The organism is Amycolatopsis sp. MEPSY49 (assembly GCF_051337345.1).
Lineage (GTDB): Bacteria > Actinomycetota > Actinomycetes > Mycobacteriales > Pseudonocardiaceae > Amycolatopsis.
Genome location: NZ_JBDLYJ010000010.1, coordinates 217061 through 241382, shown reverse-complemented (window position 1 = coordinate 241382; position 24322 = coordinate 217061). Strand labels below are relative to the sequence as shown.

The following is a 24322-nucleotide window of genomic DNA, read 5'->3' as shown; positions in this document are numbered from 1 at the left end:
CGGCAGATTGTCCGTTCGCGTTCGCCCAAAAGCCACTGAACGCGGGTTAACCTCCGCCCATGCGCCGTCCTGTCACGGTGGCTCTGGCCGCCACCCTGCTCGCCTCGACGTTGACAACGATGTCAGCAGCCGCCGACCTGAGTCCTGCCGACTTCGTCGATCCGCTGATCGGTTCCGCCGGCGACGGCAACACCTACCCCGGCGCGACCGCGCCCTTCGGCATGCTCGCCTGGAGCCCCACCAGCACCCGCGGCGACCAGACGTCGACCGGCGCCGCCAACGGCTACCAGTACGACACCACGCGCCTGCGCGGCTTCGCGTTAACGCACGTTAACGGCGCCGGCTGCAACCCCGGCGCCGCCGGCGACGTGCCGATCCTGCCCTTCGCCGGCGACGTCACCTCGTCACCGACCGCCGACACCACCGACGCCGTCTACGCGAGCAACTTCAGCCACGCCGACGAAGCCGCGACGCCCGGCCGCTACCGGCTCGGCCTGCAGAACGGCGTCACGACCGACGTCGCCGCGACCGAACGGACCGCGATCGGCACGCTGTCGTACCCGCAGGGCAAGCCGGCCAGCCTGCTCTTCCGGACGTCGAACTCCCTCAACGGCAGCGAGGACGCCGAGACGCACATCGACGCGGCGAACCGGCGCGTGACCGGGTCCGTGCTCACCGGCGCCTTCTGCGGCCGCCGCGCGAACGGCGGCGTCAACAACCGCAAGTCCTACTACCGCCTGTACTTCACCGCGCAGTTCGACCAGCCGGTCATCGGCACCGGGACGTGGAAGGACGCGACGCTCCAGCCCGGCGGCACCGACCAGACCGGCGGCGAGGGCTACGCGACCGGCAAGGACCGCGCCGGACGCGGTTCCGGCGGCTACGTCACCTTCGCGCCCGGCAGCAAGGTCACCATGCGGATCGCGATCTCCTACGTCTCGCTCGAAGGCGCGGAGCGCAACCTCCAGGCCGAACAGCCGAAGAAGTCCACTGTGGACAGCATTGTCGCCAAGACGAAGAAGGCCTGGAACACCGAACTCGACCGGGTGAACGTCGGCGGCGGTACCGCCGGCCAGCGGATCACCTTCACCACCGCGCTCTACCACAGCCTGCAGCAGCCCAACCTCGTCAGCGACGTCGACGGCCAGTACCTCGGCATGGACCAGCGACCGCACCGCGTCGAACGCGGGCAGGACGCGCAGTACTCCAACTTCTCCGGCTGGGACCAGTACCGCGCGCAGGTGCAGCTTCTGGCACTGGTGGAGCCGCGCGTCGCGGGCAACTTCGCGCAGTCGCTGTACAACTACGCGAAGCAGAACGACGGCGTGTGGGACCGCTGGGTGCACGTCAACGGCGCGACGCACGTGATGACCGGCGACCCGTCGGCGGCGACGATCGCGACCTTCTACGCGATGGGCGTCCGCAACTTCGACTACCGCGGCGCGTTCGACTCGCTCTACAAGCAGGCGACGGTCCCGCGGCCCGAGGGCCTGCAGGACGGCGGCTGCCCCGGACAGTGCGTCGGCCAGCGGCCCAACCTCGCGCAGTACGTCATCTCGCACTACGCGCCGAACGACGTCTGCCACTGCTGGGGTGGTGCCGCGGAGACGCTGGAAGACTCCGTTGCCGACTCGGCAATCGGACATTTCGCCGAGTTGCTGGGCCGCACGCGCGAAGCCGCGGAGATGCGCGCGCGGGGTGCGTACTGGAGCAACGTCTACAACCCGGACACCGGCTACATGCAGGCACGCAACGTCGACGGCAGCTGGGTGACGCCGTTCGACCCGGCGAGCGACCGCGGCTTCGCGCAGGGCAGCGCGGCGGCCTACACCTGGATGGTCCCGCAGGACGTCTCCGGCCTCGCCGACGCGATGGGCGGCAAGGCCACCGCGGTCACCCGGCTCGACGGATTCTTCCACGACGCGAGCGGCAACTGGCAGCTCAAGGGCGGCGGCCCGCTCAAGTACGACCCGACGAACGAGCCCGACATCCACGCGCCCTGGCTGTACAACGAGCTCGGTCGGCCGTGGAAGACGCAGGAGACCGTGCGGCAGCTCGTCTACTCCGTATACGGAACCGGCCCGTCCGGGCTGCCCGGCAACGACGACCTCGGCACGATGTCCGCCTGGTACGTCTTCGCCGCGCTGGGCATCTACCCCCGCACGCCGGGCTCGGGCGAGTTGCTGCTGTCGAGCCCGCTGTTCCCGCGCGCCGTGATCCGGCCGGCGGGTGGCGCGCCGATCCGGATCACGACGTCGGGCAGCGGGAAGTACGTCCAGGACGTCCGCCGGGACGGCAGGCCGCAGCGCGACTGGAAGGTCGACGCGTCCTTCCTGCGCGGTGGGAGCCTGGACTTCCGCTTGTCCGAGACGCCGACGACCTGGGGGAGTTAGGGTTCCAGCGCGAGGTGCGGCAGCCGGCGGTCCAGCCACCGGGGCAGCCACCACGCCCGGGCGCCGAGCAGGCGCATCACCGCCGGGACGACCAGGCAGCGGATCACCAGCGCGTCCAGCAGGACCGCGACGGCCAGGCCGAGACCGAACTGCGCCAGCATCCGCGACGGGTCCAGCAGGAACGCGCCGAACACCAGCACCATGATCGCGCCCGCCGCGGTGATCACCGCGCCGGTCGACGCGAGGCCTTCGCGCACCGCGAGCCGCGCGTCGCCGGTGCGGCGCCACTCCTCGTGCATGCGCGACACGAGGAACACCTCGTAGTCCATCGACAGCCCGAACACGATCGCGAAGATCATCACCGGCACGAACGCTTCGATCGGGCCCGGCTGCGCGCCGAACCAGCCGTCGCCGAACACCAGCGTCATGACGCCGAGCGAGGCACCGATGCTCAGCAGGTTCAGCAACGCCGCCTTGAGCGGGATGAGGATCGACCGGAACACGACCATCAGCAGCAGCGCGGACAGTCCGACGACGACCAGGACGAACAGCGGCAGCCGGTCGGCGACGGCGTCCGCGAAGTCCGTCGCGGCCGCCACCGAGCCGCCGACCAGGTAGTGGCCCGGCAGTGTCGGGAGGACGACGGTCCGCAGACGCGTCACCAGTTCGGCGGTCGCCGCGTCCTGCGGTGACGTCGTCGGGAAGACGAGGACCGTCTGGTTAACCGGCGTTAACACGCGTGCGATCCCGGGCGTCGAAGCCAGCTTCTGCTGCAGCGCGACGGTGTCGCCGTCTTCGCTGACGATCGCGAGCGGTCCGCTGAAGCCCGGTCCGAAGCCTTCGGCCAGCAGGTCGTAGGCCTGCCGCGTAGTGGATCCGGCGGGGTCGGTGCCGGCGTCGGCGAACCCGAGCCGCATGCCCGCGGCCGGGATCGACAGCCCGACGAGGACGATCAGGCCGATCGCGAGCGGGGCCACCGGGCGCTTCTGGACGCCGTCGGCGAGCCGCCGCCACGTCCTGCCGTGCTCCTGCCGGGCGGCGTGCTTGCGGATGCCGCGTTCGAGCCGCTTGCCGAACAGCGAGAGCAGCGCGGGCAGGAGCGTCACCGACGCGAGCATGGTCATCAGGACGGTGAGCGCGACGGCCAGCGCCACCCCGCGCAGCCCGCCGAGGCCGAGCGCGAGCAGGCCGAGCAGCGCGATGATCACCGTCGTCCCGGCGAACAGCACCGAGCGCCCGGCGGTGTCGAGCGCTCGCCGCGCGGCGGTGTCCCGGTCGTGGCCGGCGAGGAGCTCGCCGCGGTAACGGGAGAAGATCAGCAACGCGTAGTCGACGCCGACGCCGAACCCGACCAGCATCATCAACGGCGAGGTGTAGCTCGCGATGTCGACGAAGTGCGAGACGACCGTGATCACGCCCAGCGTGCTGCCGACGGCGAACACCGCGGTGAGCACCGGCAGCCCGGCGGCGAGCAGCGAGCGGAACAGGAACACGAGGATGACCAGCGCGGCCAGCAGCCCGACGCCTTCCGCGGGACCGCCGCCGCCCGAGATGCGCTCGATCGGGTCGCCGGCCAGCGCCACTTCGACCGGTCCGGCCTGCTTCGCGGTGTCGGCGAACTTGACGATGTCGTCGTACGGGAGGTCGGTCGAGGCGACGTCGAAGGTGACCGTCGCGTAGCCGATCCGGCCGTCGGGCGACAGCGTCTCGAACGGTCCGGTCACCGACCGCACGTGCGGCTGCAATCGGACATTTCCCAGACTGTTTTCGATCGCGGCGCGCTGCGTGCCGAGCCCGTTGTCCGCCTTGTACACGATCTGCGCGGACGCGCCGGACTGCGCGGTGCCCTTCAGCATGTCGACGACCTGCTGCGATTCGGTGCCGGGCAGCGAGTTGTCGTCGTGGAACGCGCTGCCGGTGAGGCGGGAGGTGAACGTGACGCCGATGAGGACCAGCGCCCAGAGTGCGACGGCGAGCCACCGGTGGCGCTGCGCCCAGCCGGCCAGTTTCGCCAGGTTTCCCCCGCCTGCGCGAGTGATGGTGTCCATGGTGGACAAGGATTCGCCGCGCGGGCACTACTCCGCGTCGCGCAGCGGAGGACACTTGGCGTGCTCCCGGCGGTGTCCCTTAAGGCGTTTCCCGTACCCCCGCGGGAGTATGGCTAGGGGGTGAGCCACCTCGGCGTCACCGCGCCGGACTCGTAGGCGAGGACGACGAGCTGCGCGCGGTCGCGCATGCCGGTCTTGGTCATGATGCGGCTGACGTGCGTCTTCGCCGTCGCGGGGCTGAGCGTCAGTTCGCGCGCGATCTCGTCGTTCGACAGGCCGGCCGCGACCAGGGAGAGCACTTCGCGTTCGCGGTCGGTGAGCCGGTCGAGCGCGGGGGCCGGGGCCGGACGGGTGACGCGCGCGGCGAACTCCGAGATCAGCCGCCGGGTGATCGACGGTGCCAGCAGCGCGTCGCCGCGCGCGACCACGCGCACCGCGTGGATCAGCTCTTCGGGCTCGGTGTCCTTGACCAGGAACCCGCTCGCGCCCGCGCGCAGGGCGCCGTAGACGTCCTCGTCGAGGTCGAACGTCGTGAGGATGACGACCTTGCTGGGTACGGCGGGGTCTTCGAGCAGGTGCCGGGTCGCGGCGAGGCCGTCGAGCACCGGCATGCGGATGTCCATCAGCACGACGTCCGGGCGGTGGTCGTGCGCGGCCTGCAGGGCTTCGCGGCCGTCGGCGGCTTCGGCGATGACGTCGATGTCGGCCTCACCGTCCAAAATGGACCGGAAACCGGCGCGGACCAGCCGCTGGTCGTCGACGAGCAGGACCCGGATCATCGGCCCATCATCGCACCGGCAACCGGGCGCGCACCCGGTAACCGCCGCCTTCGCGCGGCGCCGCGGTCAGCTCCCCGCCGAGCGCCCGCGCACGTTCGGCCATGCCGCGGATCCCGGTGCCCGGCGGGGCGTCGCCGCCGCGGCCGTCGTCGTCGACCTGCACGGACAGCGCGTCGGCGCCGTACCCGAGCCGGACGACGACGGTCTTCGCGCCGGCGTGCTTCGCGACGTTCGTCAGCGCTTCCTGCACGACGCGGAACGCGGCGTGCTCGACGTCCGGCGGCAGATCGCGGGCGACGCCGTCGATCTCGGTCCGGACGGTCAGCCCGGACGCGCCGACCGACTCGGCCAGCTCCGCGACGCGGGACAGGCTCGGCTGGTCGGCCTGGCGGAGCATGCCGAGCGTCGCGCGCAACTCCTGGAGTGCGGTCTTGCTGGCGTCCTTGATGGTGCCGAGGGCCTCGTCGGCCTGCGCGGGATCACGCCGGTGCAGCGCGGCGCCGGCCTGGACATTGATCAGTGCTAGATGGTGGCCGAGCGCGTCGTGCAGTTCGCGGGCGATGCGCAGCCGCTCTTCCGTGGCGCGCGCCCGGGCCTCGGCCTCCTTCGTGCGCTCGGCCTCGGCGCGGTAGTGCGCGACGGCACCGCCGGCGACGAGCGCGACGAACCAGCCGGTCATCAGGAAGAACGCGAAGTTGTCGACGTGCCGCCCGGTCCGCGAGCCGACCTCGCCGACGGCGACCCCGGCCATCGCGGCGACGACGAGCAGCGCGGCCCCGCGGATCCGCCCCGCCGCGGCGGCGTTGTAGAGGGCGTAGGCGAAGGCGAGCAGGACGAGGCCGTCCGGATCGGTGAGCGGGTAGTAGAGGGCGCAGCAAACGAGCGTTAACCCGGCGACGGTTAACGGGTACTTACGTCGCAGGAAGACGGCGGCGCACCCCAAGACGGTGAGCACCCAGCCGATGGCGGCGTGGTGCGCGGGCTTCGCCCCGTCGTTCAGGACGGTGAACAGCGAGCCGACGAGCACCGCGACGGTGACCGCAAGTTCGGGAGCCCAACGCCGCAACCAGGCCATGCGGCGAGTCTAGGCGCCGTAACAAACGCTTTCGGGCCAGCGACTACGGCGGCATTGGTTCGTGCTGCTAAGGAGTCGTCGTGGGAAAGAAACTGGGGTTGGTCCTGGCCGCGGGCCTGCTGGTCGCGGGCTGCGGTGCCGGTCCGGTGCCGTCGAAGGATTCGGGCGGCGTCGGTGTTCTGGATGCGCCGTCGACTTCGTATACAACGCCTGCGTCGTCCGTTCCGATCACGACCGATACGCCCACCGCGACGTCCGAAGCGCCGGTGGCCACCACGCAGGCGCCGGCTGTCGCGCCGAAGACGACCGTGGCCAAGCCCAAAGTGGCGCCGAAAACCACCACGCAGGCCGCGCCGAAGCCGGCCGAGTGCGGTGCCGACTACTACCGGAACTCCGACGGCAACTGCGTCCACCGCCCCAGCGACAATCCGGCCGGCGCCACGGCCCTCTGCAAGGACGGCACCTACAGCTACAGCCAGCACCGCTCCGGCACCTGCTCCGGCCACGGCGGGGTCCGCACCTGGCTGTGACGAATCACCAATCGGGCCGAAACCGGCCACCCGGTAGGTAGAGTGCATCAAGTTGCATGATGCGTACTAACTACACACCGGGGGTGTGCTGGTGTCCCGTCCCGGACGGTCCGCTCGCGCGATCGTCGTGGTGCTCGCTTCGTGCGGGCTGGTCGCGTCGTTCATGCAGACGCTGGTCGTCCCGCTCATCCCGGTCTTCCCGCGGCTGCTGAACGCCTCGGCGGCCGACGCGTCGTGGGTCGTCACCGTGACGCTGCTGGCCGCCGCCGTCATCACGCCGGTCAGCGGACGGCTCGGCGACCTCTACGGCAAGCGCCGGATGATCCTCGTCAGCCTCGCGCTGCTCATCGCCGGCTCGGTCGTGTCCGCGACGACGAGCGCGCTCGCGTTCCACATCATCGGGCGCGGGCTGCAGGGCTGCGCGATGGGCGTCATCCCGCTCGGCATCAGCATCATGCGCGACGAGCTCCCGCCCGAACGCGTCGGTGGCGCGATCTCCCTGATGAGCGCGACGCTCGGGGTGGGCGGCGCGATCGGGCTGCCGGTCGCCGCGGTCGTCGCCGAGAACGCCGACTGGCACGTGCTGTTCTGGATGGCCGCCGGGCTCGGGCTCTTCTTCGCGCTGCTGATCGTCAAGTTCGTGCCGGAGTCGCCGCTGCGCACGCCCGCGCCGTTCGACTACTTCGGCGCGTTCGGGCTGGCCGCCGGCCTGGTCTGCCTGCTGCTGCCGGTGGTCAAGGGCGCCACGTGGGGCTGGACCAGCACGCCGACGCTCGGGTTCGCCGCGGCGGCCGTCGTCGTCCTGCTCGGCTGGGGCACCTACCAGCTGCGCCGGCGCGACCCGCTCGTCGACCTGCGCGTGTCCGCGCGGCGGCCGGTGCTGTTCACGAACCTGGCGTCGATCATGGTCGGGTTCTCGATGTACGCCATGGCGCTGTCCTTCCCGCAGCTGCTGCAGGCGTCCGCCTCGACCGGCTACGGGCTCGGCCAGACGATGGTCGAATCCGGCCTCACCCTCGCCCCGAACGGCCTGGTGATGATGCTGCTCTCGCCGGTGTCGGCCCGGCTCATCACCCGCTTCGGCCCGCGCCCGACGCTGATGACCGGCGCGCTGGTGATCGCGGCGGGCTACGTGTTCGCGATCGTGCTGATGGACAACGCGGCCGAACTGATCACGGCGTCGGTGATCATCGGCGCCGGTGTCGGCATTGCCTATGCCGCCATGCCCGCGCTGATCATGGGCTCGGTGCCGGTCACCGAAACGGCGTCCGCGAACGGCCTGAACTCCCTGATGCGCTCGGTCGGCACGGCGGTGTCGAGCGCGGTGATGGCGGCGATGCTGGCCCAGTTGACGATCACGGCCGGCGGCCTGACGGTGCCGTCGCTGTTCGGCTTCCGGGCGACGTTCGCCGTGGCGGCGTGCGCGGCGCTGGCGGGTGTGCTGCTGGCGGGGTTGGTGCCGAAGACGAAGGTGGCGCCGGAACTCGTCGGCGTCGTCCAGTAGTGCGGTCTAGTTCTTGCGCGCCACCAGCGCGAGCCCGCCGCACTCGGCCGGGTTCTCCGGCACGTCCGCCGGGTCGTCCGGCCGCCACTGCGGGATGAAGACGATGCCCGGGTCGAGGATCTCGAAGCCGTCCACGAGCGCGCGCAGCTCGTCGGCCGTGCGGGGCGTCACCGGGTTGGCGCTCTTCTGGTACATCGCGACCGCGCGGGCGGTGCCGTCGCTCTGCTGCTCGGGCGTGGCCGACGACATGGCCAGGTAGCTCCCGGGCGCGAGCGCGTCGCGGTAGGCGGCGATCAGCCGGCCCGGGTCGCGCTCGTCCGGGATGAAGTGCACGAACAGCGCCATCACGACCATCACTGGCTGGTCCAGGTCCAGCATCATTTCGGTGGTCTCGTGCTCGAGGACGTCGTCCGGGAACTCGGCGTCGGCGTGCACCATGACCGCGTTCTCGTTGTCCTCCAGCACGATCTCGCTGTGCGCGACGGCGATCGGTTCGTTGTCGACGTAGACGACGCGGGCGGTCGGGTCGACGGCGTGGGCGATCTCGTGGACGTGCCCGACGGTCGGCATGCCCGAGCCGATGTCGAGGAACTGCCGGATCCCGTTGTCCAGCCCGAACCGGATGGCCCGGCGCAGCCACTGCCGGTTCAGCCGCGCGCGCTCCCGCGCGTTCGGCTGGGCGGCGAGCACCTGGTCGGCGAACATCCGGTCGACGGCGTAGTTGAGCTGGCCGCCGAGGATGTAGTCGTACACGCGCGCGGGGTTCGGCTTGTCGAGGTCGATGCCACGCCGCGCGTACTCGTCTTCACTCATTCGCCGCTCCACGATCCGGTGTGACGGCGAGGATAGCCGACGTGAGCCGCGCTCAGTTCTTGCGCGCCACCAGGGCGAGCTGGCTCGCCAGCTCGGGGTGCTCGCCGACCTCGCCGGGGTCGTCCGGACGCCATTCCGGCGTGAACACGATCCCCGGCGGCACCAGCTCGAACCCGTCCAGCAGCGCGCGCAGCTCGTCCTTCGAGCGGGCCACCACGTTCGTGCCGCTCTTCTGGTACATCTCCGCGGCGCGCCGGACCTCCTCGCCCTGGCCCTCGAACGTGCCGGACGACAGCGCCAGGTAGCTGCCCGGCGCGAGCGCGTCGCGGTAGGCGGCGATCAGCCCCGCCGGGTCGCGCTCGTCCGGGATGAAGTGCACGAACGCGGCCATGATCAGCATGACCGGCTGGTCGAAGTCCAGCAGCCTCTCGGTGGTTTCGTGCTCGAGGACGTCCGCGGGGTACTCGGCGTCCGCCTGCACCATCTCCGCGTTGTCGTTGTCCTTCAGCACGATCTCGCTGTGCGCGACGGCGACCGGTTCGTTGTCGACGTAGACCACGCGTGCGGCGGGGTCGATGGCCTGGACGACCTCGTGCACGTGCCCGACCGTCGGCATGCCCGAGCCGATGTCCAGGAACTGGCGGATGCCCTGCTCGGCGCCGAACCGCACCGCCCGGCGCAGCCAGCGCCGGTTCAGCAGCGCCAGCTCCTTGGCCTCCGGGCGCACCTGGAGGATCTGCTCGGCGAACATCCGGTCGATGGCGTAGTTGAGCTTGCCGCCGATCAGGTAGTCGTACACGCGTGCCGCGTTCGGCTTGTCGAAGTCGATCCCGCGCTTCGCGTGGTCGTCGGTCATCGCCGTCCCCTCGCCGTCGGTGCGACAGCGAGGATACCGTCGGTCACTCCTTGCGAGCGACCAGCGCCAGCCCGCCCGACTGCTCCGGCGGATCTTCGAGCGGCCCGTCCGGGCGCCACTCGGGCGTGAACACCACGCCCGGCGGCAGGATCTCGAAGCCCTTCACCAGCGCGCGCAGCTCGTCGGGCGAACGCAGCGTCAGCGGCGTGCCGCTCTTCTCGTACAGCGCCACCGAGCGCTGGGTCTCCTCGCCTTGTCCTTCCCACGTGCCCGAAGACAACGCGAGGTAGCTGCCTGGCGCGAGCACGTCGCGGTAGGCCGCGATCAGCCCGGCCGGGTCCCGGGAGTCCGGGATGAAGTGCACGAACGCCGCCATGATCACCATGACCGGCTCGCTGAAGTCCAGCATCGCCTCGGTGGTCGGGTGCTCCAGCACCTCGTCCGGGTACTCGGCGTCGGCCTGGACCATCGCCGCGTTGTCGTTGCCCTCCAGCACGATCTCGCTGTGCGCGACCGCGATCGGCTCGTTGTCGACGTACACAACGTGTGCGGTGGGGTCGATCGCCTGGACGACCTCGTGCACGTGCCCGACCGTCGGCATGCCCGAGCCGATGTCCAGGAACTGCCGGACGCCCTGCTCCGCCGCGAAGCGCGCCGCGCGGCGCAGCCACGCCCGGTTGGTCAGCGCCATGTGCCGGGCGTTCGGCAGCACCTTCTCGATCTGGTCGGCGAACATCCGGTCGACGGCGTAGTTCAGCTGCCCGCCGATCATGTAGTCGTAAACGCGCGCCGCGTTCGGCCGTTCGAGGTCGATGCCCCGCTTCGCGTGTTCGTCTTCGCTCATCCGCCGCTCCCGGGCTCTGGGTGTGACGGGAGAATAGTCCGAATCAGAGCAGCGGCGGCACCGCGGCGTCGATGAGGTGCGGACCCGGTTCGGCGAACGCCCGCTGCAGCTGCTCGGCCAGCTCCTCGGCCGTGGTCGCGCGCGTCGCCGGGACGCCCATGCCCTCCGCGATCTTGACGAAGTCCATGTCCGGGCGCGAGAGGTCGAGCAGGTCGTTCGCCTTCGGGCCGCCCGAGGCCGCACCGACGCGCTGCAGCTCCATCCGCAGGATCGCGTACGCACGGTTGTTGAGCAGCACCGTCGTGACGTTCAGGTTCTCCCGCGCCTGCGTCCACAGCGCCGAGATCGTGTACAGCGCGCTGCCGTCGGACTGCAGGTTCAGCACCGGCCGGTCCGGCGCGGCGACGGCCGCCCCGGTCGCCACCGGCATGCCGTAGCCGATCGCGCCGCCGGTCAGCGTGAGGACGTCGTGCCGCGGCGCGCCGGCCGTCGCCGTCGGCAGCAGCAGACCGGACGTGTTGGCCTCGTCGGCGATGATCGCGTTGTCCGGCAGCAGCGCGCCGATGACGTCGACCCAGTTCTGCGGGGTCAGCGGACCGCTCGGCAGCGCGGGCCGGGACGCCGGGGACAGCACCGGTTCGGTGTCCGCGGCAACGAGGTCGGCGACGTCGTTCAGCGCGCGCGTGACGTCCTGGCCGACCGCCGCAAGCGTGTGCACCTGCGCGCCTTCGGGCACCAGGTCGCTGGGCTTGCCCGGGTAGGCGAAGAACGACACGGGCGCCTTCGTGCCCGCGACGACGACGTGCTTGATCCCGTCGAGCTGGTAGGCGACCTGCTCGGCGAGATAGCCGAGCCGCTCGATCGCCGGTAGACCCGCGCCGCGCTCCAGCCGCGCGGGGAACGTCTCGACGAACACCTTCGCGCCGGTCGCGGTGGCGATCCGGCTGGCCGCGCGCAACCCTTCCTCACGGCACGCGCCGCCCCCGATGAGCAGTGCCACCGGCTCGCCGGCGCCGAACACGGCGGCGACGTCCTTGACGGTGGTGGCGTCGACGGCCTGCGGCACGCGCGGCGGGATGGGCGCGCACCTCTCGCCGCCGTCACCCCACGAAGCGTCCGCGGGCAGGATCAGCGTGGCGACGCGGCCGGGCGCGTCCTGCGACGCGGCGACCGCGGCGGCGGCGTCCGCCCCGACGTCCTTCGTGTGCTCGGAGCGGCGCACCCAGCCTTCGAGCGACCCCGCGACGGCCTCGATGTCCGACTCCAGCGGCGCGTCGTACTGCTTGTGGTAGGTCGCGTGGTCGCCGACGACGTTCACGATCGGCGTGTGCGCGCGGCGCGCGTTGTGCAGGTTCGCCAGGCCGTTGCCCAGGCCGGGGCCGAGGTGCAGCAGCGTCGCGGCGGGCTTGTCCGCGATGCGCGCGTACCCGTCGGCGGCACCGGTGACGACGCCTTCGAACAGCGCGAGCACGCCCCGCATCTCCGGGACGGTGTCGAGCGCGGCGACGAAGTGCATCTCCGACGTGCCGGGGTTCGCGAAGCACACTTCGACGCCGGCGTCGACCAGCGTGCGAATCAGGGACTGGGCGCCGTTCAGCTCACTCATGCGGTTCCTTCGGGGAAGAGAACGCCGGGGTTGAGGATCCCGGCGGGGTCGAAGCTCTGCTTGATCCGGCGCATCAGCTCGATCTTCGCCGGGTCTTCGAGTTCCTGGTGGTACTTCGCCTTGGTGCGGCCGAGGCCGTGCTCGCCGGAGATCGCGCCGCCCAGTTCCATCGCGTACGCGAAGATGTCGGTCAACAGCTGTTCACGCTTGTCCGCGTCCTTGCAGAAGATCCCGAAGTGGACGTTGCCGTCACCGGCGTGCCCGCAGCCGAGCGCGCCGCCACCCGCGGCCATCGCGAGCTCGCGCGACTTGGCGATGAACTCCGGCATCGCGGTCCGCGGCACGACGACGTCGATGATGTCGTCGGCGCCGGCCGCCTTCGCGGTCCAGAAGGCCTTCTCGCGCGCTTCGATCAGCTTGCGCGCGGCGGGGCCTTCGAGGACGTAGACGTCGGTCGCGCCGAGTTCGCCGAGCAGCTCGCCGACCGTCTCGACGTCCTCGTGCAGCCGCTCGCTGTCCCGGTTCTCCAGCGCGACCACGAGGTAGGCCTCGCTGGCCTCGCGGATCTTGTCCGGGACGCCGAGCTCGAGCTTCTCGTTGTAGACGATCGCGGCCATCGTCAGGTTGTCGATGTACTCGAGGATGTGCGGCCCGAGCCCGCTGGAGAGGATCGCCGGCACGGCGGCCATCACCTGGGCGAGGTTGCCGAACGGGGCGAGCACGGTGGCGCCGTGCGTGAGCCGCGGGTGCAGCTTGACGGTGATCTCGGTGGCCAGCGCGAGAGTGCCCTCGGAGCCGATGATCAGCTGCGTGAGGTCGTAGCCGGTGGAGATCTTCGACGTCTTGCCGCCGGTGCGGAGGATCTCGCCGGTCGGCAGCACGGCCTGCAGGCCGAGCACGTTGTTGCGGGTGACGCCGTACTTGACGGCGCGCATGCCGCCGGCGTTGGTGCCGACGTTCCCGCCGACGCTCGCGCTCAGCTCGCCGGGGTAGACGGTGTAGCTGAGCCCGGCTTCGGCGGTCTTCGCGTCGAGTTCGGCGAGAGTGACGCCGGGCTGCACGACGGCGACGTGGTTCCCGGTGTCGACTTCGAGGACGGCGTTCATCCGCTCGAAGGAGATCAGCAGCCCGTCTTCACGCGGTCGCGCGGCGCCGGAGAGCCCGCTGCCGGACCCGCGCGCGGTGACGGGCACGTTGTGTTCCGAAGCCGCCTTAAGTAGCTCCGCGACTTCTTCCGCGGTTGCCGGCTTCGCGACGTACGCAGGCTTCTGCGGCTCCGCGGTCAACGCTTCGTCGTGCGCGTAGTCCTCGGAGATCGCTTCGCCGGTCAGCAGGTTCTTGTCCCCGACGATCTCGGCCAGCCGTGCCGCCACGTCGCCCATAGACAGCCTCTCCTCCGCGCCGTTGCTGTGGTTACCGCAGCGTAGTACGTACCGCCGGTACGCCGCCATGAAGGTTTTTCACGTTCGGTTCAGACGGTCTCGAAGTTGGCCATCATGCCCATGTCTTCGTGCTCCGCGTTGTGGCAGTGGAACATATAGCGCCCCCGATAGCCGTCGAACCGCGCGATCACCTCCACGGCTTCGCCCGGCCGCAGATCGACCGTGTCCTTGAGACCGCCGTCGAACGGCCCGGGCTCGCGGCCGCCGCGGGAGAGCACCCGGAAGGGCACGAGGTGGAGGTGGATCGGGTGGTGCACGTCCGCGACGAATCGCCAGATTTCGACGTCTCCGAGCCGCGGCCGCGCGTCGATCCGGGACGGCGAGTACGGCTCCCCGCCGATCAGCCAGCCATGCCGTCCACCCGACGGCGCACCCCGGAACGAGAACTCCCTGATCACTCTCGCCTGTGTCCGATTGAGGGGTTCGACCGTGCTCAACCGGTCCGGGACGTGACTGTCCTCGGTGCCGCGGCGGACCACGCGGAACCGCAGTACGTATGCGGTGCTGCCGGTGCCCGCGCGGTTAACGAGCGTTATCTCGGTGCCCACCGGGTAACGGCCGAAGTCGACGACGACGTCGTACCGCTCGGCCGGCGCGATCGGCAGGTGGTCGTGCCCGCGGGGCGCGTCGAGCAGGCCCTGGTCCGAACCGACCTGCGTGAAGGCCGGGCCGTCCGGCGGCGGCGGGTCGAGTGCGAGGTCGTAGCGACGGGCGTTGGACGCGTTGAGCAGGCGCAGCCGGTACCGGGTCGCGGACACCTCCGCCACCGGCCACGGCGCGCCGTTCACCAGGATGACGTCGCCGAACACACCCGCGGCGTAGGGCTCCTCGACGCCCGGCACGGTGCTCAGCGTCGAGTCGAGGGAGGGGTAGCGCATCGAGCCGTCGGCGGCGAACGCGCGATCGGCGATCATCAGCGGCAGCTCCCGTTCGCCGCGCGGCAGCGGCAACGCGTCCTCTTCGGCGTCCCGGACGAAGTGGAACCCGGCGAGCCCGCGGTGCACGGCCGGGCCGGTGAAGTCCATCCGGTGGTCGTGGTACCAGAGCGCCGATGCCCGCTGTCGCAACGGATAGACGTAGTCGCGCACCCCTCGGGTGACCTTCGCGTCCGGGTCGAGCATGCCCTGGTGCGTCGCGCGCCACCCGCTCGCGGGCAGTACGAGGTCGGTGGCGTAACCGTCGGACTCCGGGGGTGTGCGGCCGCCGTGCAGGTGGACGACGGTCGGCACCGGGAGTTCGTTGCGGTGCCGGACGATCGCCGTCCGGCCGCTCCGGGATTCGATCGTCGGCCCGGGGAACGTGCCCTGGTAACCCCAGATCGGCGTGCGCAGCCCGGGCAGGATCTCGGCGGTGGCCGCGCGCTGGACGATCTCGTACCGGTCGGCGTCCGCTTCGCGGGAGAGCGGCGGCAGCACGGCCGGGATCGGCAGCGGGACCTGGAACGGCGGGGGCAGCGGTACCTCGCTGGTGAGCAGTTCCCCGGTGGCCGCGGCCCGCCCGAGCAGCCGCGGCCCGACGGCTCCGGCGGCCACGACGAGACCCGCGCCGCCGGCCAACCCGAGGAACCGGCGCCGGGACAGCCCGCTCATCGCCAGATCGCGATCAGCACGACCACGGCCAGCGTGACCAGCGCGACGCCGAGCGGGATGTGCAGGTCGAGGGCGCCGGCCAGCCCGGCGAAGTACTGCGCGGTCTCGCCGGCGAGCAGCAGCAGGCTCGCCCAGAACGGCCACCGCGGGCCGCCGCGCCACCAGAGCAGCGCCGTCGCCACCAGCTGCGCCAGTCCGATCGAGAAGACCAGGTCCGCGCCGAACCGGTGCAGCGCCAGCATGGCGTAGTCGCCGGTCAGGTAGCTGCCCGCGAAGACCGGCTGGCCGAAGATCGCGATGGCGTGCACGGTGGCGAACCCGCGCGTCACGCTCCTTGCTTTGCTCACCCGGTCGACGCTAGGAGCGACGATCTATGCTGTCCAAGACCGAAATCGACATGAAGTCATGACTCTGAGGCTATGAGATGGACCTGCTGCAGCTGCGGTACTTCCAGGCGGTGGCCCGCCGCGAGCACCTGAGCCAGGCCGCCGCCGAACTCCGCGTCGCGCAGCCGTCGTTGAGCCGCGCGATCGCCCGGCTCGAAGCCGACCTCGGCGTGCCGCTGTTCGACCGTGTCGGCCGTGGGCTGCGGCTCAACCGGTTCGGTGCCGGTTATCTCCGCCGCGTCGACCGGGCGTTGGCCGAGCTGGACGACGCCCGCCGCGAGCTGGCCGACTCCGCGGGGCTCGACCACGGCAGCGTCTCCGTCGCCGCGGAAACCCTGCTCACGCTCACCGGGGTGGTCACCGAGTTCCGCGCGGCGCACGCCGGCGTCGACATCCGGCTGTACCAGTCGTCGGCCACGGAGATGGCGAACCAGCTGCGCGCCGGGGAGATCGACCTCTGCTTCGCCTCGCAGCCGCTTCCCGGCGCGGACCTGCGGACGCGGGAACTGCTGCGCGAGGAGGTGCTGCTCGCCGTGCCGGTGGGGCACCGGCTCGCCGGCCGGGAACGCGTGCGGATCGCCGACCTCGCGGGCGAGCCGTTCGTCACCACCCGCCCCGGCTACTGGCCGCGCGAGCTGGCCGATCGGCTGTTCGCGGCGGCCGGCTTGCACGCCGAGTACACCTGCGAGAGCGACGAGCCCGGCGCCACCGGTGACCTCATCGGCGCGGGCCTCGGGGTCGGGCTGGTGCCCGCGTACTCCCGCGGCGCCACCCACATCCCGGGTGTCTGGCTGCACGTCGACGCGCCGGACTGCCACCGGACGCTGAACCTCGTCTGGCGCGCCGACGCGTACTTTTCCGTCGCGGCGCAGCGGCTGTCCGACTTCGCGGCTGAGTACTTCGCACGCCGGTAGGGGCGGGCGCCGGAGCGCCCGCCCCGGCGGATCAGCCGATCGGCCACGGCGGACGGCAGTCCTGCCGCGGCAGCTCGATCGACGAGTTGGTGTACACGCCGTCGGCCAGGGTGTCGGCCATGATCGGGCGCTCGACGTAGCACCAGTGCTGGGCGAAGTAGCCGCCCGGCGCTTCGAGGGTGTCGAAGTTGCAGACGCCGTCGGTCTGGATGCAGTAGCGGATGTACGGGATGCCGCCGAAGTCCGTCCGTCCCGGGCCGAACGAGACATACCCGCCGAACGGCGACGGCGCGCCCGCACCCGCCGGGATCACCGCGCTGATGCCGCGTCCCGGCGGCCCGACCGGCTGCATCGGGTCCGCGTAGAGCTTCGCGTTGAAGTGGCTTCGGTCCACGTTGACGACACCGTCCGCGATGTCGTTCAGCAGGAAGTTCGCGACGATCGCGCCCTGCGAGTAGCCGACGACGGTGAACTCGCCGCCCGGATCTTCGTTGAACGCGTCCTGCGCGACGCGCTTCGCCTCTTCGCGGCCGATCGCGACGCTCTGGTCCATCGGCGTCTGGCCGCAGGGGCCCGGCAGCCCGGAGGCGCCGGCCGGGTAGTTCACCACCTTCCGGATCCCACCGCGCAGCCACGCTTCCTGGTACTGGTCGGCGTTCCCGTTGCAGGTGCCGCCGATGAGGATGTAGTAGTGCGCGCCTTCGGCGTGCGCGGCCGGCGTGGCGACGAACCCGGTGACGAGCGCCGCCACCGCGGCCCCGATCAGCGACAGGCGTTTCAGATTTTTCACTTCGCAGTCCCCTCCGTCAGTTGATCACTGCGCCGGCGACGTTAGGGAGGGGCGATGAAATCCGGATGAAATGCGTGACCACCCGGTTACTGGGCAGGATTTAGCTCAGACTAAATCTCTGGTGGGTGACTCCGTGGCGGGCGAAGCTTCGCGACATGACATCGACGTACACCTTCGAAGACGGCGTTTCCGTGCGGCGGCTGGGTTTCGGCGCGATGCGGCTCACCGAGTGGGACCACGTCCGGGACGGCGCCGCCGCGGTGGCCCGCCGTGCGGCCGAGTTCGGCGTGACGTTCTTCGACACCGCCGACGCCTACGATCTGGGGCTGAACGAGGAACTGCTGGCCGACGCGCTGCACCCGTACGAGGGACTGTTCATCGCGACGAAGTGCGGCCACGCGCGCCCGAGCCGGGGCGAGTGGGTGCCGCTCGGCCGGCCCGAATACTTGCGGCAGCAGGCGGAACTCTCGCTGCGGCGCCTGCGCGTCGAACGGCTCGACCTGCTGCAGCTGCACCGGCTCGATCCGCAGGTCCCCATCGCCGACCAGGTCGGCGCGCTCGCCCGGCTGCGGGACGAAGGCAAGATCGCGCGGATCGGGTTGTCGGAGGTCAGCGTCGCGCAGCTGGCCGAAGCACGGGCGATCGCGCCCATCGCGAGCGTGCAGAACCGCTACAACTTGACGGACCGCGCGTCGGAGGACGTTCTCGGCTACTGCGCGCGCGAAGGGATCGCGTTCGTCCCGTGGCTGCCGATCGCGCGCGGTGACCACGCGACGGCGGGCGGGGTGCTCGGAAAGGTCGCGGCCGGCCTCGGCGCGACCCCCGCTCAGGTGTCCCTCGCCTGGTTGCTGCGGCGCTCGCCGGTCGCGATCCCCATTCCCGGCACATCGTCGCTAGCGCACCTCGAAGAAAACTGCGGNGTGCTCGGAAAGGTCGCGGCCGGCCTCGGCGCGACCCCCGCTCAGGTGTCCCTCGCCTGGTTGCTGCGGCGCTCGCCGGTCGCGATCCCCATTCCCGGCACATCGTCGCTAGCGCACCTCGAAGAAAACTGCGGCGCGGCCGACATCGCGCTTTCCGACGACGATTTCACGCGATTGTCCGAGCTGGCGTGAAAGCGGCCCGGCCGCGGTTTCCCGCGGCCGGGCGTCGAGCTCCGGTCAGGCTCAGACGAGCCAGCCGAGAACATGTGCCAGGTGGGCCAGCGCGCCGGTGATGATGTCGTGGCAGTAGTGGGCGTGCTGGGCGAACGTCTGCATGGAATGGCTCCTTGATGACTCGAAATGGTTTCCCTGGAGATGCTCTCGCGAAAGCGGAGTCAGGTTTTCACCGTGCTGGCGAGCTGTCAAAGAGCCGTTTTCGAGAGACCGCGGCGCGGCGGAATCTTCCCATGCTAAACACGTAATCCCTTCGTGTTTGACGCCGGGGTGCCCGGTTCGGCGGTCAGCCACTCTGGGTAGTAAGCGGGCCGATCATCACTGTCGGTAATGCTGACCTTGATCCGGCATCCCGGGTACGCGCGTAGCTCGATCCGGTGATCACCGGCCACGAAAGGTGATTTCCTAACGATCACCCTTTCGAGTGGCCGCAGGCAGCGAAAAGGGACGCCGGGTGCGGTCACCGCACCCGGCGTCCCCTTGGGAGGAAAGGGAATCAGGCTCGCGCGAACGTGAGCGTCTCGCCCTCGACACCCCGCAGCCAGAGGTCCTGCGCGGCCGCCGCCATCTCGGAGAGGCCCTCCTCGATCGTGGCGAACACGTTGCCGGGCACCCAGCCCGCGTCCCCGTTGATCAGCAGGTTGTTGCGCCCGTAGAAGATCGCGAGGTCGGTCGCGCCCTGGTCGCTGTGCGCCTCGCTCTCGTCGTCGTAGCCGTACGCGGGGTTGCCGATCTCCCAGGCCTCGAACCCGAAGTACACGACGTCGCCGGGGATCGGCGTGATCGTCGGGTTCTCGCGGCCGGGCTTCGGCTCCGCGAAGGGCGGCACGAGCGTGTAGACCTCGTTGCGCGCGTACTTCGCGTGGTAGGCCGAGCCGCTCTGCGGCAACGCGTCCCACACCGCCTTGCACGTCCGCGGGGCTTCGTCGTCGAGCAGCCGCGCGCGGCAGGAGACCCCGCGCTTGTCGAGGGTGATCGTGATGTACCTGGCCATGCTCAGCTCCCCGTGACCGACGCGACGACTTCGCCCCAGATGCGCAGCGCGTCGTCGACCTGTTCGGCGTTGACGACCAGCGGCGGCACCATCCGGACGACGTTCATGTACGGCCCGCAGGTGAGCAGCAGCAGGCCGTTCTTCGCGGCCGTCTGCTGCGCGGCCGCGGCCGTCGCGGCGTCCGGCTCGCCGTCGGAGGTGGTGAACTCCGAGCCGACCAGCAGCCCGAGCCCGCGCACCTCGCCGATCGCCGGCGTCTTGTCCGCGATCACCCGCGCGCCCTCGAGCAGCTGGCGGCCGCGCTCGGCGGCGTTTTCGACCAAGTTCTCCTGCTGGATGACTTCGAGCGTCGCGATCGCCGCCGCGCATGAGACGGCGTTACCGCCGTATGTGCCGCCCTGCGAGCCCGGGAGCGCCTTCGCCATCAGCTCCTGCGAAGCGGCGATGCCGGACAGCGGGAAGCCGCTCGCCAGGCCCTTCGCGATGAGCACGATGTCGGGGGAGACGTCGAAGTGGTCGTGGCCCCAGAACTTGCCGGTGCGGCCGAAGCCCGTCTGGATCTCGTCGACGACGAGCAGGATGCCGTGCCGGTCGGCGCGTTCGCGCAGGCCCGCCATGAACTCGGTGTTCGCCGGGACGTACCCGCCCTCGCCGAGCACCGGCTCGACGAAGATCGCGGCGGTCTCGTTCGGGGCGCTGACCGTCTGGAACAGGAAGTCCAGCTCGCGCAGCGCGAACTTCGTCGCGGTCTGCTCGTCCCACCCGTAGTGGTAGGCGTAGGGGAACGGCGCGACGTGCACGCCCGCCATCAGCGGCCCGATGCCGGCGCTGAACCGCGTCCCCGACGTCGTCATCGACGCCGCCGCGACGGTCCGGCCGTGGAAGCCGCCCTGCATGACGATGACGTTCGGGCGCTTCGTCGCCTGCCGCGAAAGCCGCAACGCCGCTTCGACGGCTTCGCTGCCCGAGTTCGCGTAGAAGAGCGAGTCGAGCCCGCTCGGCAGGACGTCGCCGAGCCGCTTCGTCAGCTCCAGCAGCGGCTGGTGCATCACCGTCGTGTACTGCCCGTGGACGAGCTTGCCGATCTGCTCCTGCGCCGCGCGCACGACGTGCGGATGGCAGTGCCCGGTGCTCGTGACGCCGATGCCGGCGGTGAAGTCGAGGTGGCGTTTGCCGTCGACGTCGTAGAGGTAAACCCCTTCACCGTGGTCGACCACGACGGGCGTTGCCTGCTTGAGCAGCGGAGATAGCTGGGCCATGGCAGCGTGCTCCTAGGTCGGTTGAGCGGGTTGTCGATTGTTGACAATATCCATAGCATGGCCCTCGGGACAACACGTGAGGAGCAGTCGGGATGAGCGCGAGCACCGAGTCCGGCGTCGTCGACGCGGTCGGCAAGGAACTGTTCATCGGCGGCAAGTGGGTCGCTGCGGAGTCCGGGAAGACGTTCCCGGTGGTCGACCCGGCGACGGGCAAGGAGCTGTGCCAGGTCGCCGACGCGTCGCCGGCGGACGGCGTCGCCGCGCTGGACGCCGCCGTCGCCGCGCAGGCGGACTTCGCGAAGATGGCACCGCGCGAACGCGGCGAGATCCTGCGCCGGGCGTACGAGCTGCTGATGAAGCGCCAGGAAGAGCTGGCCCTGCTCATGACGCTCGAGATGGGCAAGCCGCTCGCGGAGTCGAAGGGCGAGATCGCCTACGCCGCCGAGTTCTTCCGCTGGTTCGCCGAGGAGGCCGTCCGCATCGACGGCGGCTACGCGACCGCCCCGAACGGCGCGGGCCGGTTCCTCATCACCAAGCAGCCGGTCGGCCCGACGCTGCTGATCACGCCGTGGAACTTCCCGATGGCGATGGGCACCCGCAAGATCGGCCCGGCGATCGCCGCGGGCTGCACGTCGGTGATCAAGCCCGCCGCGCAGACGCCGTTGTCGATGCTCGCGCTGGCCGGCATCCTCGCCGAAGCCGGGCTGCCCGAAGGCGTGCTGAACGTGATCACGACCAGCGACTCCGGTGGCGTGATGGAGCCGCTGATCCGCGACGGCCGCGCCCGCAAGCTCTCCTTCACCGGCTCCACCGGCGTCGGCCGGAAGCTCCTCGAACAGTGCGCGGACAAGATCCTCCGGACGTCGATGGAGCTGGGCGGCAACGCGCCGTTCCTGGTCTTCGACGACGCCGACATGGACGCGGCGATCGACGGCGCGATGCAGGCGAAGATGCGCAACATCGGTGAGGCGTGCACCGCGGCGAACCGGTTCTACGTGCAGCGCGGCGTCGTCGAGGAGTTCTCGCGGCGGCTGACCGAGCGCATGGAGGCGCTGCCGATGGGCCGCGGCACGGAGAAGGACGTGGTGGTCGGCCCGCTGATCGACGACAAGGCCGTCGACAAGGTGACGGAGCTGGTCAAGGACGCCACCGACCGCGGCGCGAAGGTGCTCACCGGCGGCTCCGGCGTTGACGGTCCGGGCCACTTCTACCAGGCCACCGTCCTCACCGACGTCCCGCAGGAAGCGCGGCTGACGCACGAAGAGATCTTCGGGCCGGTCGCGCCGATCACGCCGTTCGACACCGAGGAAGAAGCGGTCGCGAAGGCCAACGACACCGAGTTCGGCCTCGTTTCCTACGTCTTCACCAGCGATCTCAAGCGCGCGCTGCGGGTCTCCGAAGCTTTGGAGGCCGGGATGATCGGGCTCAACCAGGGCATCGTGTCGAACCCGGCGGCGCCGTTCGGCGGGATCAAGGCGTCCGGCCTCGGCCGTGAGGGCGGCTCGGTCGGCATCGACGAGTTCCTCGAGACCAAGTACATCGCGGTGGCCCTGTGACGGCCTACCGCATCGCGAGCATCCCCGGCGACGGCATCGGCGTGGACGTCACGGTCGAGGCCCGCAAGGTCCTCGACCGGGCGTCCGCACTGTTCGATTTCTCGCTGGAGTGGACGGAGTTCGACTGGAGCTGCGAGCGCTACGCCCAGCTCGGGTCGATGATGCCGGACGACGGTGTCGCGCAGCTCTCGGCGTTCGACGGGATCCTGCTCGGCGCGGTCGGCTTCCCCGGCGTCCCGGACCACGTTTCCCTGTGGGGCCTGCTGATCCCGCTGCGGCGCGCGTTCCAGCAGTACGTCAACCTGCGCCCGGTGCGGCTGCTGCCGGGCACGACGTCCGTGCTGGCCGGGCGGAAGGCCGAGGAGCTGGAGCTGGTCATCGTCCGCGAGAACTCCGAAGGGGAGTACTCCGCGATCGGCGGCCGGCACAACGCCGGGCGGCCGGACGAATTCGTGCTGCAGGAATCGGTTTTCACGCGTGTCGGCGTCGAACGGATCATCCGGTACGCCTTCGAACTGGCGCGGACGCGGACTTCGCGCGTCTGCTCGGCGACGAAGTCCAACGGGCTCATCCACTCGATGCCGTTCTGGGACGAGATCTTCGCCGAGGTCGCGGCCGAGTATCCGGACGTCCACAGTGAACAGATGCACGTGGATGCGTTGGCGGCGCGGATGGTCCAGGCGCCGGACCGGCTCGACGTCATCGTGGGGTCGAACCTCTTCGGCGACATCCTGAGCGATCTCGCGGCCGCGATCACCGGCGGGCTCGGCATGGCGCCGTCCGGCAACATCAACCCATCGGGTGAACATCCGTCGATGTTCGAGGCGGTCCACGGGAGCGCTCCGGACATCGCGGGACAGGGGATCGCGAACCCCGTGGCCCAGATCCTGGCGGCTGCCATGCTGGTCGAGCACCTCGGCGAAACCGTTGCCGCGCAAGCGATCCGGACCGCCGTGGACCGAGTGCTCGACGAGGGCCGGGTGCGCACCCCCGACCTCGGCGGCACGGATACCACAGAACGCCTCGGCACGGCAGTGGCCGAAGCGCTGGGCTGAGTTTTTGTCGGTGCCCTCCGGCACGGTGGTCGCACACCCACCGAGGGGGAGGAGCCACCGATGTGCTTTGCCTGCCAGAACCCGGACAGATCCGGTTACCTGCAACAGCTTCGCGACGGCGTCGCGAAGCGCGGCTGGATGGTGCAAGGAGTCGAGAGCGACGGGTCGTACCCGCCATGGGCCTACACGATCGGCCTGAGCGGGTACGACCTGCCCGAACTGGTCGTGACGGGCCTGCCCGTCGAGTCGGCCGCCAGGCTGCTCAACGACTCCGCCGCGCGTGTCCTGGACAGCTCACCACCCGCCGCGGGCGAACGCGTCCCGCTGCCGGACGGCACGCTGCTCGAGGTGGTCGCGCTGGCGGAGCCGTCGGGGCACCTGGTGTTCGCGGCCGACCTGTACGGTCCGGAAATCCGCGCGCTGCAACTGGTCTACCCGGACGCGTGCGGCCGCTGGCCGTGGTCGCCGGACTTCCGCGACGGCCGCGGCGGCCAGCCGGTCCTGGGGGTGCGCCATGGCGCTTAGCTGCGGGTGCTCTCCGCCGTCCAACTGCTTCCCGCCGCCGCCCGGGCGGGCCGTCCACGTGCGCCTGCCGCCCGACTACTGGGAACGGGAACGAGAGCCTGACCCCGAGCCTGAGCTGCCGCCCGATCCGGAGCCCCAGCCCGAACCCGAACCTACCGTCGAAGTGCCCGTGCCACCCCGGCGGCGGTTGCACGCGCCCGTTTACCGGGC

General features: G+C 70.7%; 21 protein-coding genes. 8 read left to right on the top strand and 13 right to left on the bottom strand.

Annotated elements, in window-relative coordinates; translation table 11 throughout:
• Positions 1-59 precede the first annotated feature (59 nt).
• A complete protein-coding gene (locus ABFJ78_RS36500; RefSeq protein WP_436391910.1) occupies positions 60-2393 on the top strand; it encodes a GH92 family glycosyl hydrolase in 2334 nt (777 codons plus the stop codon).
• Here the strand turns inward: ABFJ78_RS36500 and ABFJ78_RS36495 are convergent.
• The 3 genes from ABFJ78_RS36495 to ABFJ78_RS36485 form a co-directional block, all read right to left on the bottom strand.
• Positions 2390-4441 (bottom strand): MMPL family transporter, encoded by a 2052-nt coding sequence (locus ABFJ78_RS36495; RefSeq protein WP_436391908.1) that lies wholly within the window; start codon positions 4439-4441, stop codon positions 2390-2392. The genes ABFJ78_RS36500 and ABFJ78_RS36495 overlap by 4 nt on opposite strands.
• Positions 4442-4554: 113 nt before the next feature.
• A complete protein-coding gene (locus tag ABFJ78_RS36490; RefSeq protein WP_436391906.1) occupies positions 4555-5220 on the bottom strand; it encodes a response regulator in 666 nt (221 codons plus the stop codon).
• Between the two features lie 7 nt (positions 5221-5227).
• Complete coding sequence (locus ABFJ78_RS36485; protein ID WP_436391904.1) at positions 5228-6295, bottom strand: sensor histidine kinase; 1068 nt, start codon at positions 6293-6295, stop codon at positions 5228-5230.
• A gap of 80 nt (positions 6296-6375) precedes the next feature.
• Here ABFJ78_RS36485 and ABFJ78_RS36480 point away from each other — a divergent pair, with 80 nt between their 5' ends.
• Both ABFJ78_RS36480 and ABFJ78_RS36475 read left to right on the top strand, forming a co-directional pair.
• Positions 6376-6825 carry a DUF3761 domain-containing protein gene (locus ABFJ78_RS36480; protein ID WP_436391902.1) on the top strand — a complete coding sequence of 150 codons (450 nt, stop codon included), beginning with the start codon at positions 6376-6378 and terminating at the stop codon, positions 6823-6825.
• Between the two features lie 85 nt (positions 6826-6910).
• Positions 6911-8329 carry an MFS transporter gene (locus ABFJ78_RS36475; protein ID WP_436391900.1) on the top strand — a complete coding sequence of 473 codons (1419 nt, stop codon included), beginning with the start codon at positions 6911-6913 and terminating at the stop codon, positions 8327-8329.
• A gap of 6 nt (positions 8330-8335) precedes the next feature.
• On the opposite strand, the gene ABFJ78_RS36470 is transcribed toward ABFJ78_RS36475, so the two are convergent.
• From ABFJ78_RS36470 to ABFJ78_RS36440, 7 genes are all read right to left on the bottom strand, one after another.
• On the bottom strand, positions 8336-9142 hold the full coding sequence (locus ABFJ78_RS36470; RefSeq protein ID WP_436391898.1) for an SAM-dependent methyltransferase: 807 nt from the start codon (positions 9140-9142) through the stop codon (positions 8336-8338).
• 52 nt (positions 9143-9194) lie between these two features.
• Positions 9195-9998 carry an SAM-dependent methyltransferase gene (locus ABFJ78_RS36465; protein ID WP_436391896.1) on the bottom strand — a complete coding sequence of 268 codons (804 nt, stop codon included), beginning with the start codon at positions 9996-9998 and terminating at the stop codon, positions 9195-9197.
• Between the two features lie 43 nt (positions 9999-10041).
• Positions 10042-10842, bottom strand: coding sequence for an SAM-dependent methyltransferase (locus ABFJ78_RS36460; protein ID WP_436391894.1), 801 nt, complete (start codon positions 10840-10842; stop codon positions 10042-10044).
• 43 nt (positions 10843-10885) lie between these two features.
• Complete coding sequence (locus ABFJ78_RS36455; protein WP_436391892.1) at positions 10886-12448, bottom strand: acetolactate synthase large subunit; 1563 nt, start codon at positions 12446-12448, stop codon at positions 10886-10888.
• Positions 12445-13830, bottom strand: coding sequence for an FAD-binding oxidoreductase (locus tag ABFJ78_RS36450; protein WP_436391891.1), 1386 nt, complete (start codon positions 13828-13830; stop codon positions 12445-12447). Before ABFJ78_RS36450 ends, ABFJ78_RS36455 begins: the two co-directional genes overlap by 4 nt.
• Before the next feature lie 89 nt (positions 13831-13919).
• Positions 13920-15479 carry a multicopper oxidase family protein gene (locus ABFJ78_RS36445; RefSeq protein WP_436391889.1) on the bottom strand — a complete coding sequence of 520 codons (1560 nt, stop codon included), beginning with the start codon at positions 15477-15479 and terminating at the stop codon, positions 13920-13922.
• Positions 15476-15826, bottom strand: coding sequence for a hypothetical protein (locus tag ABFJ78_RS36440; RefSeq protein ID WP_436391887.1), 351 nt, complete (start codon positions 15824-15826; stop codon positions 15476-15478). The genes ABFJ78_RS36445 and ABFJ78_RS36440 overlap by 4 nt, the downstream gene beginning before the upstream one ends.
• Before the next feature lie 77 nt (positions 15827-15903).
• On the opposite strand from ABFJ78_RS36440, the gene ABFJ78_RS36435 reads away from it, so the two are divergent.
• Complete coding sequence (locus tag ABFJ78_RS36435; protein WP_436391885.1) at positions 15904-16779, top strand: LysR family transcriptional regulator; 876 nt, start codon at positions 15904-15906, stop codon at positions 16777-16779.
• 31 nt (positions 16780-16810) lie between these two features.
• On the opposite strand, the gene ABFJ78_RS36430 is transcribed toward ABFJ78_RS36435, so the two are convergent.
• Positions 16811-17569: a PE-PPE domain-containing protein gene (locus tag ABFJ78_RS36430; protein WP_436391883.1), complete on the bottom strand. Its 759-nt coding sequence runs from the start codon at positions 17567-17569 to the stop codon at positions 16811-16813.
• Between the two features lie 155 nt (positions 17570-17724).
• On the opposite strand from ABFJ78_RS36430, the gene ABFJ78_RS36425 reads away from it, so the two are divergent.
• The gene (locus tag ABFJ78_RS36425) at positions 17725-18681 is read left to right on the top strand and encodes an aldo/keto reductase (protein WP_436391881.1); all 957 of its coding nucleotides are present in this window, start codon (positions 17725-17727) and stop codon (positions 18679-18681) included.
• A gap of 538 nt (positions 18682-19219) precedes the next feature.
• On the opposite strand, the gene ABFJ78_RS36420 is transcribed toward ABFJ78_RS36425, so the two are convergent.
• On the bottom strand, positions 19220-19717 hold the full coding sequence (locus ABFJ78_RS36420; RefSeq protein ID WP_436391879.1) for a DUF3830 family protein: 498 nt from the start codon (positions 19715-19717) through the stop codon (positions 19220-19222).
• Between the two features lie 2 nt (positions 19718-19719).
• The gene (locus tag ABFJ78_RS36415; RefSeq protein WP_436391877.1) at positions 19720-20976 is read right to left on the bottom strand and encodes an aspartate aminotransferase family protein; all 1257 of its coding nucleotides are present in this window, start codon (positions 20974-20976) and stop codon (positions 19720-19722) included.
• Between the two features lie 92 nt (positions 20977-21068).
• Here ABFJ78_RS36415 and ABFJ78_RS36410 point away from each other — a divergent pair, with 92 nt between their 5' ends.
• From ABFJ78_RS36410 to ABFJ78_RS36400, 3 genes are read left to right on the top strand one after another with little or no spacing between them, the layout of a single operon-like run.
• Entirely contained in the window at positions 21069-22532 is a 1464-nt protein-coding gene (locus ABFJ78_RS36410) for an NAD-dependent succinate-semialdehyde dehydrogenase (protein ID WP_436391875.1), read from the top strand.
• Positions 22529-23587 carry a tartrate dehydrogenase gene (locus ABFJ78_RS36405; protein ID WP_436391873.1) on the top strand — a complete coding sequence of 353 codons (1059 nt, stop codon included), beginning with the start codon at positions 22529-22531 and terminating at the stop codon, positions 23585-23587. Before ABFJ78_RS36410 ends, ABFJ78_RS36405 begins: the two co-directional genes overlap by 4 nt.
• 60 nt (positions 23588-23647) lie before the next feature.
• On the top strand, positions 23648-24112 hold the full coding sequence (locus ABFJ78_RS36400; protein WP_436391872.1) for a DUF4262 domain-containing protein: 465 nt from the start codon (positions 23648-23650) through the stop codon (positions 24110-24112).
• Positions 24113-24322 lie beyond the last annotated feature (210 nt).

Bases quoted from the DNA above. Each gene is read 5' to 3' on its own strand.
- ABFJ78_RS36495 (WP_436391908.1), bottom strand. From the start codon at position 4,441: ATGGACACCATCACTCGCGCAGGCGGGGGAAACCTGGCGAAACTGGCC.
- ABFJ78_RS36420 (WP_436391879.1), bottom strand. From the start codon at position 19,717: ATGGCCAGGTACATCACGATCACCCTCGACAAGCGCGGGGTCTCCTGC.
- ABFJ78_RS36450 (WP_436391891.1), bottom strand. From the start codon at position 13,830: ATGGGCGACGTGGCGGCACGGCTGGCCGAGATCGTCGGGGACAAGAAC.
- ABFJ78_RS36470 (WP_436391898.1), bottom strand. From the start codon at position 9,142: ATGAGTGAAGACGAGTACGCGCGGCGTGGCATCGACCTCGACAAGCCG.
- ABFJ78_RS36500 (WP_436391910.1), top strand. From the start codon at position 60: ATGCGCCGTCCTGTCACGGTGGCTCTGGCCGCCACCCTGCTCGCCTCG.
- ABFJ78_RS36410 (WP_436391875.1), top strand. From the start codon at position 21,069: ATGAGCGCGAGCACCGAGTCCGGCGTCGTCGACGCGGTCGGCAAGGAA.
- ABFJ78_RS36465 (WP_436391896.1), bottom strand. From the start codon at position 9,998: ATGACCGACGACCACGCGAAGCGCGGGATCGACTTCGACAAGCCGAAC.
- ABFJ78_RS36490 (WP_436391906.1), bottom strand. From the start codon at position 5,220: ATGATCCGGGTCCTGCTCGTCGACGACCAGCGGCTGGTCCGCGCCGGT.
- ABFJ78_RS36435 (WP_436391885.1), top strand. From the start codon at position 15,904: ATGGACCTGCTGCAGCTGCGGTACTTCCAGGCGGTGGCCCGCCGCGAG.
- ABFJ78_RS36485 (WP_436391904.1), bottom strand. From the start codon at position 6,295: ATGGCCTGGTTGCGGCGTTGGGCTCCCGAACTTGCGGTCACCGTCGCG.
- ABFJ78_RS36455 (WP_436391892.1), bottom strand. From the start codon at position 12,448: ATGAGTGAGCTGAACGGCGCCCAGTCCCTGATTCGCACGCTGGTCGAC.
- ABFJ78_RS36460 (WP_436391894.1), bottom strand. From the start codon at position 10,842: ATGAGCGAAGACGAACACGCGAAGCGGGGCATCGACCTCGAACGGCCG.
- ABFJ78_RS36400 (WP_436391872.1), top strand. From the start codon at position 23,648: ATGTGCTTTGCCTGCCAGAACCCGGACAGATCCGGTTACCTGCAACAG.
- ABFJ78_RS36445 (WP_436391889.1), bottom strand. From the start codon at position 15,479: ATGAGCGGGCTGTCCCGGCGCCGGTTCCTCGGGTTGGCCGGCGGCGCG.
- ABFJ78_RS36415 (WP_436391877.1), bottom strand. From the start codon at position 20,976: ATGGCCCAGCTATCTCCGCTGCTCAAGCAGGCAACGCCCGTCGTGGTC.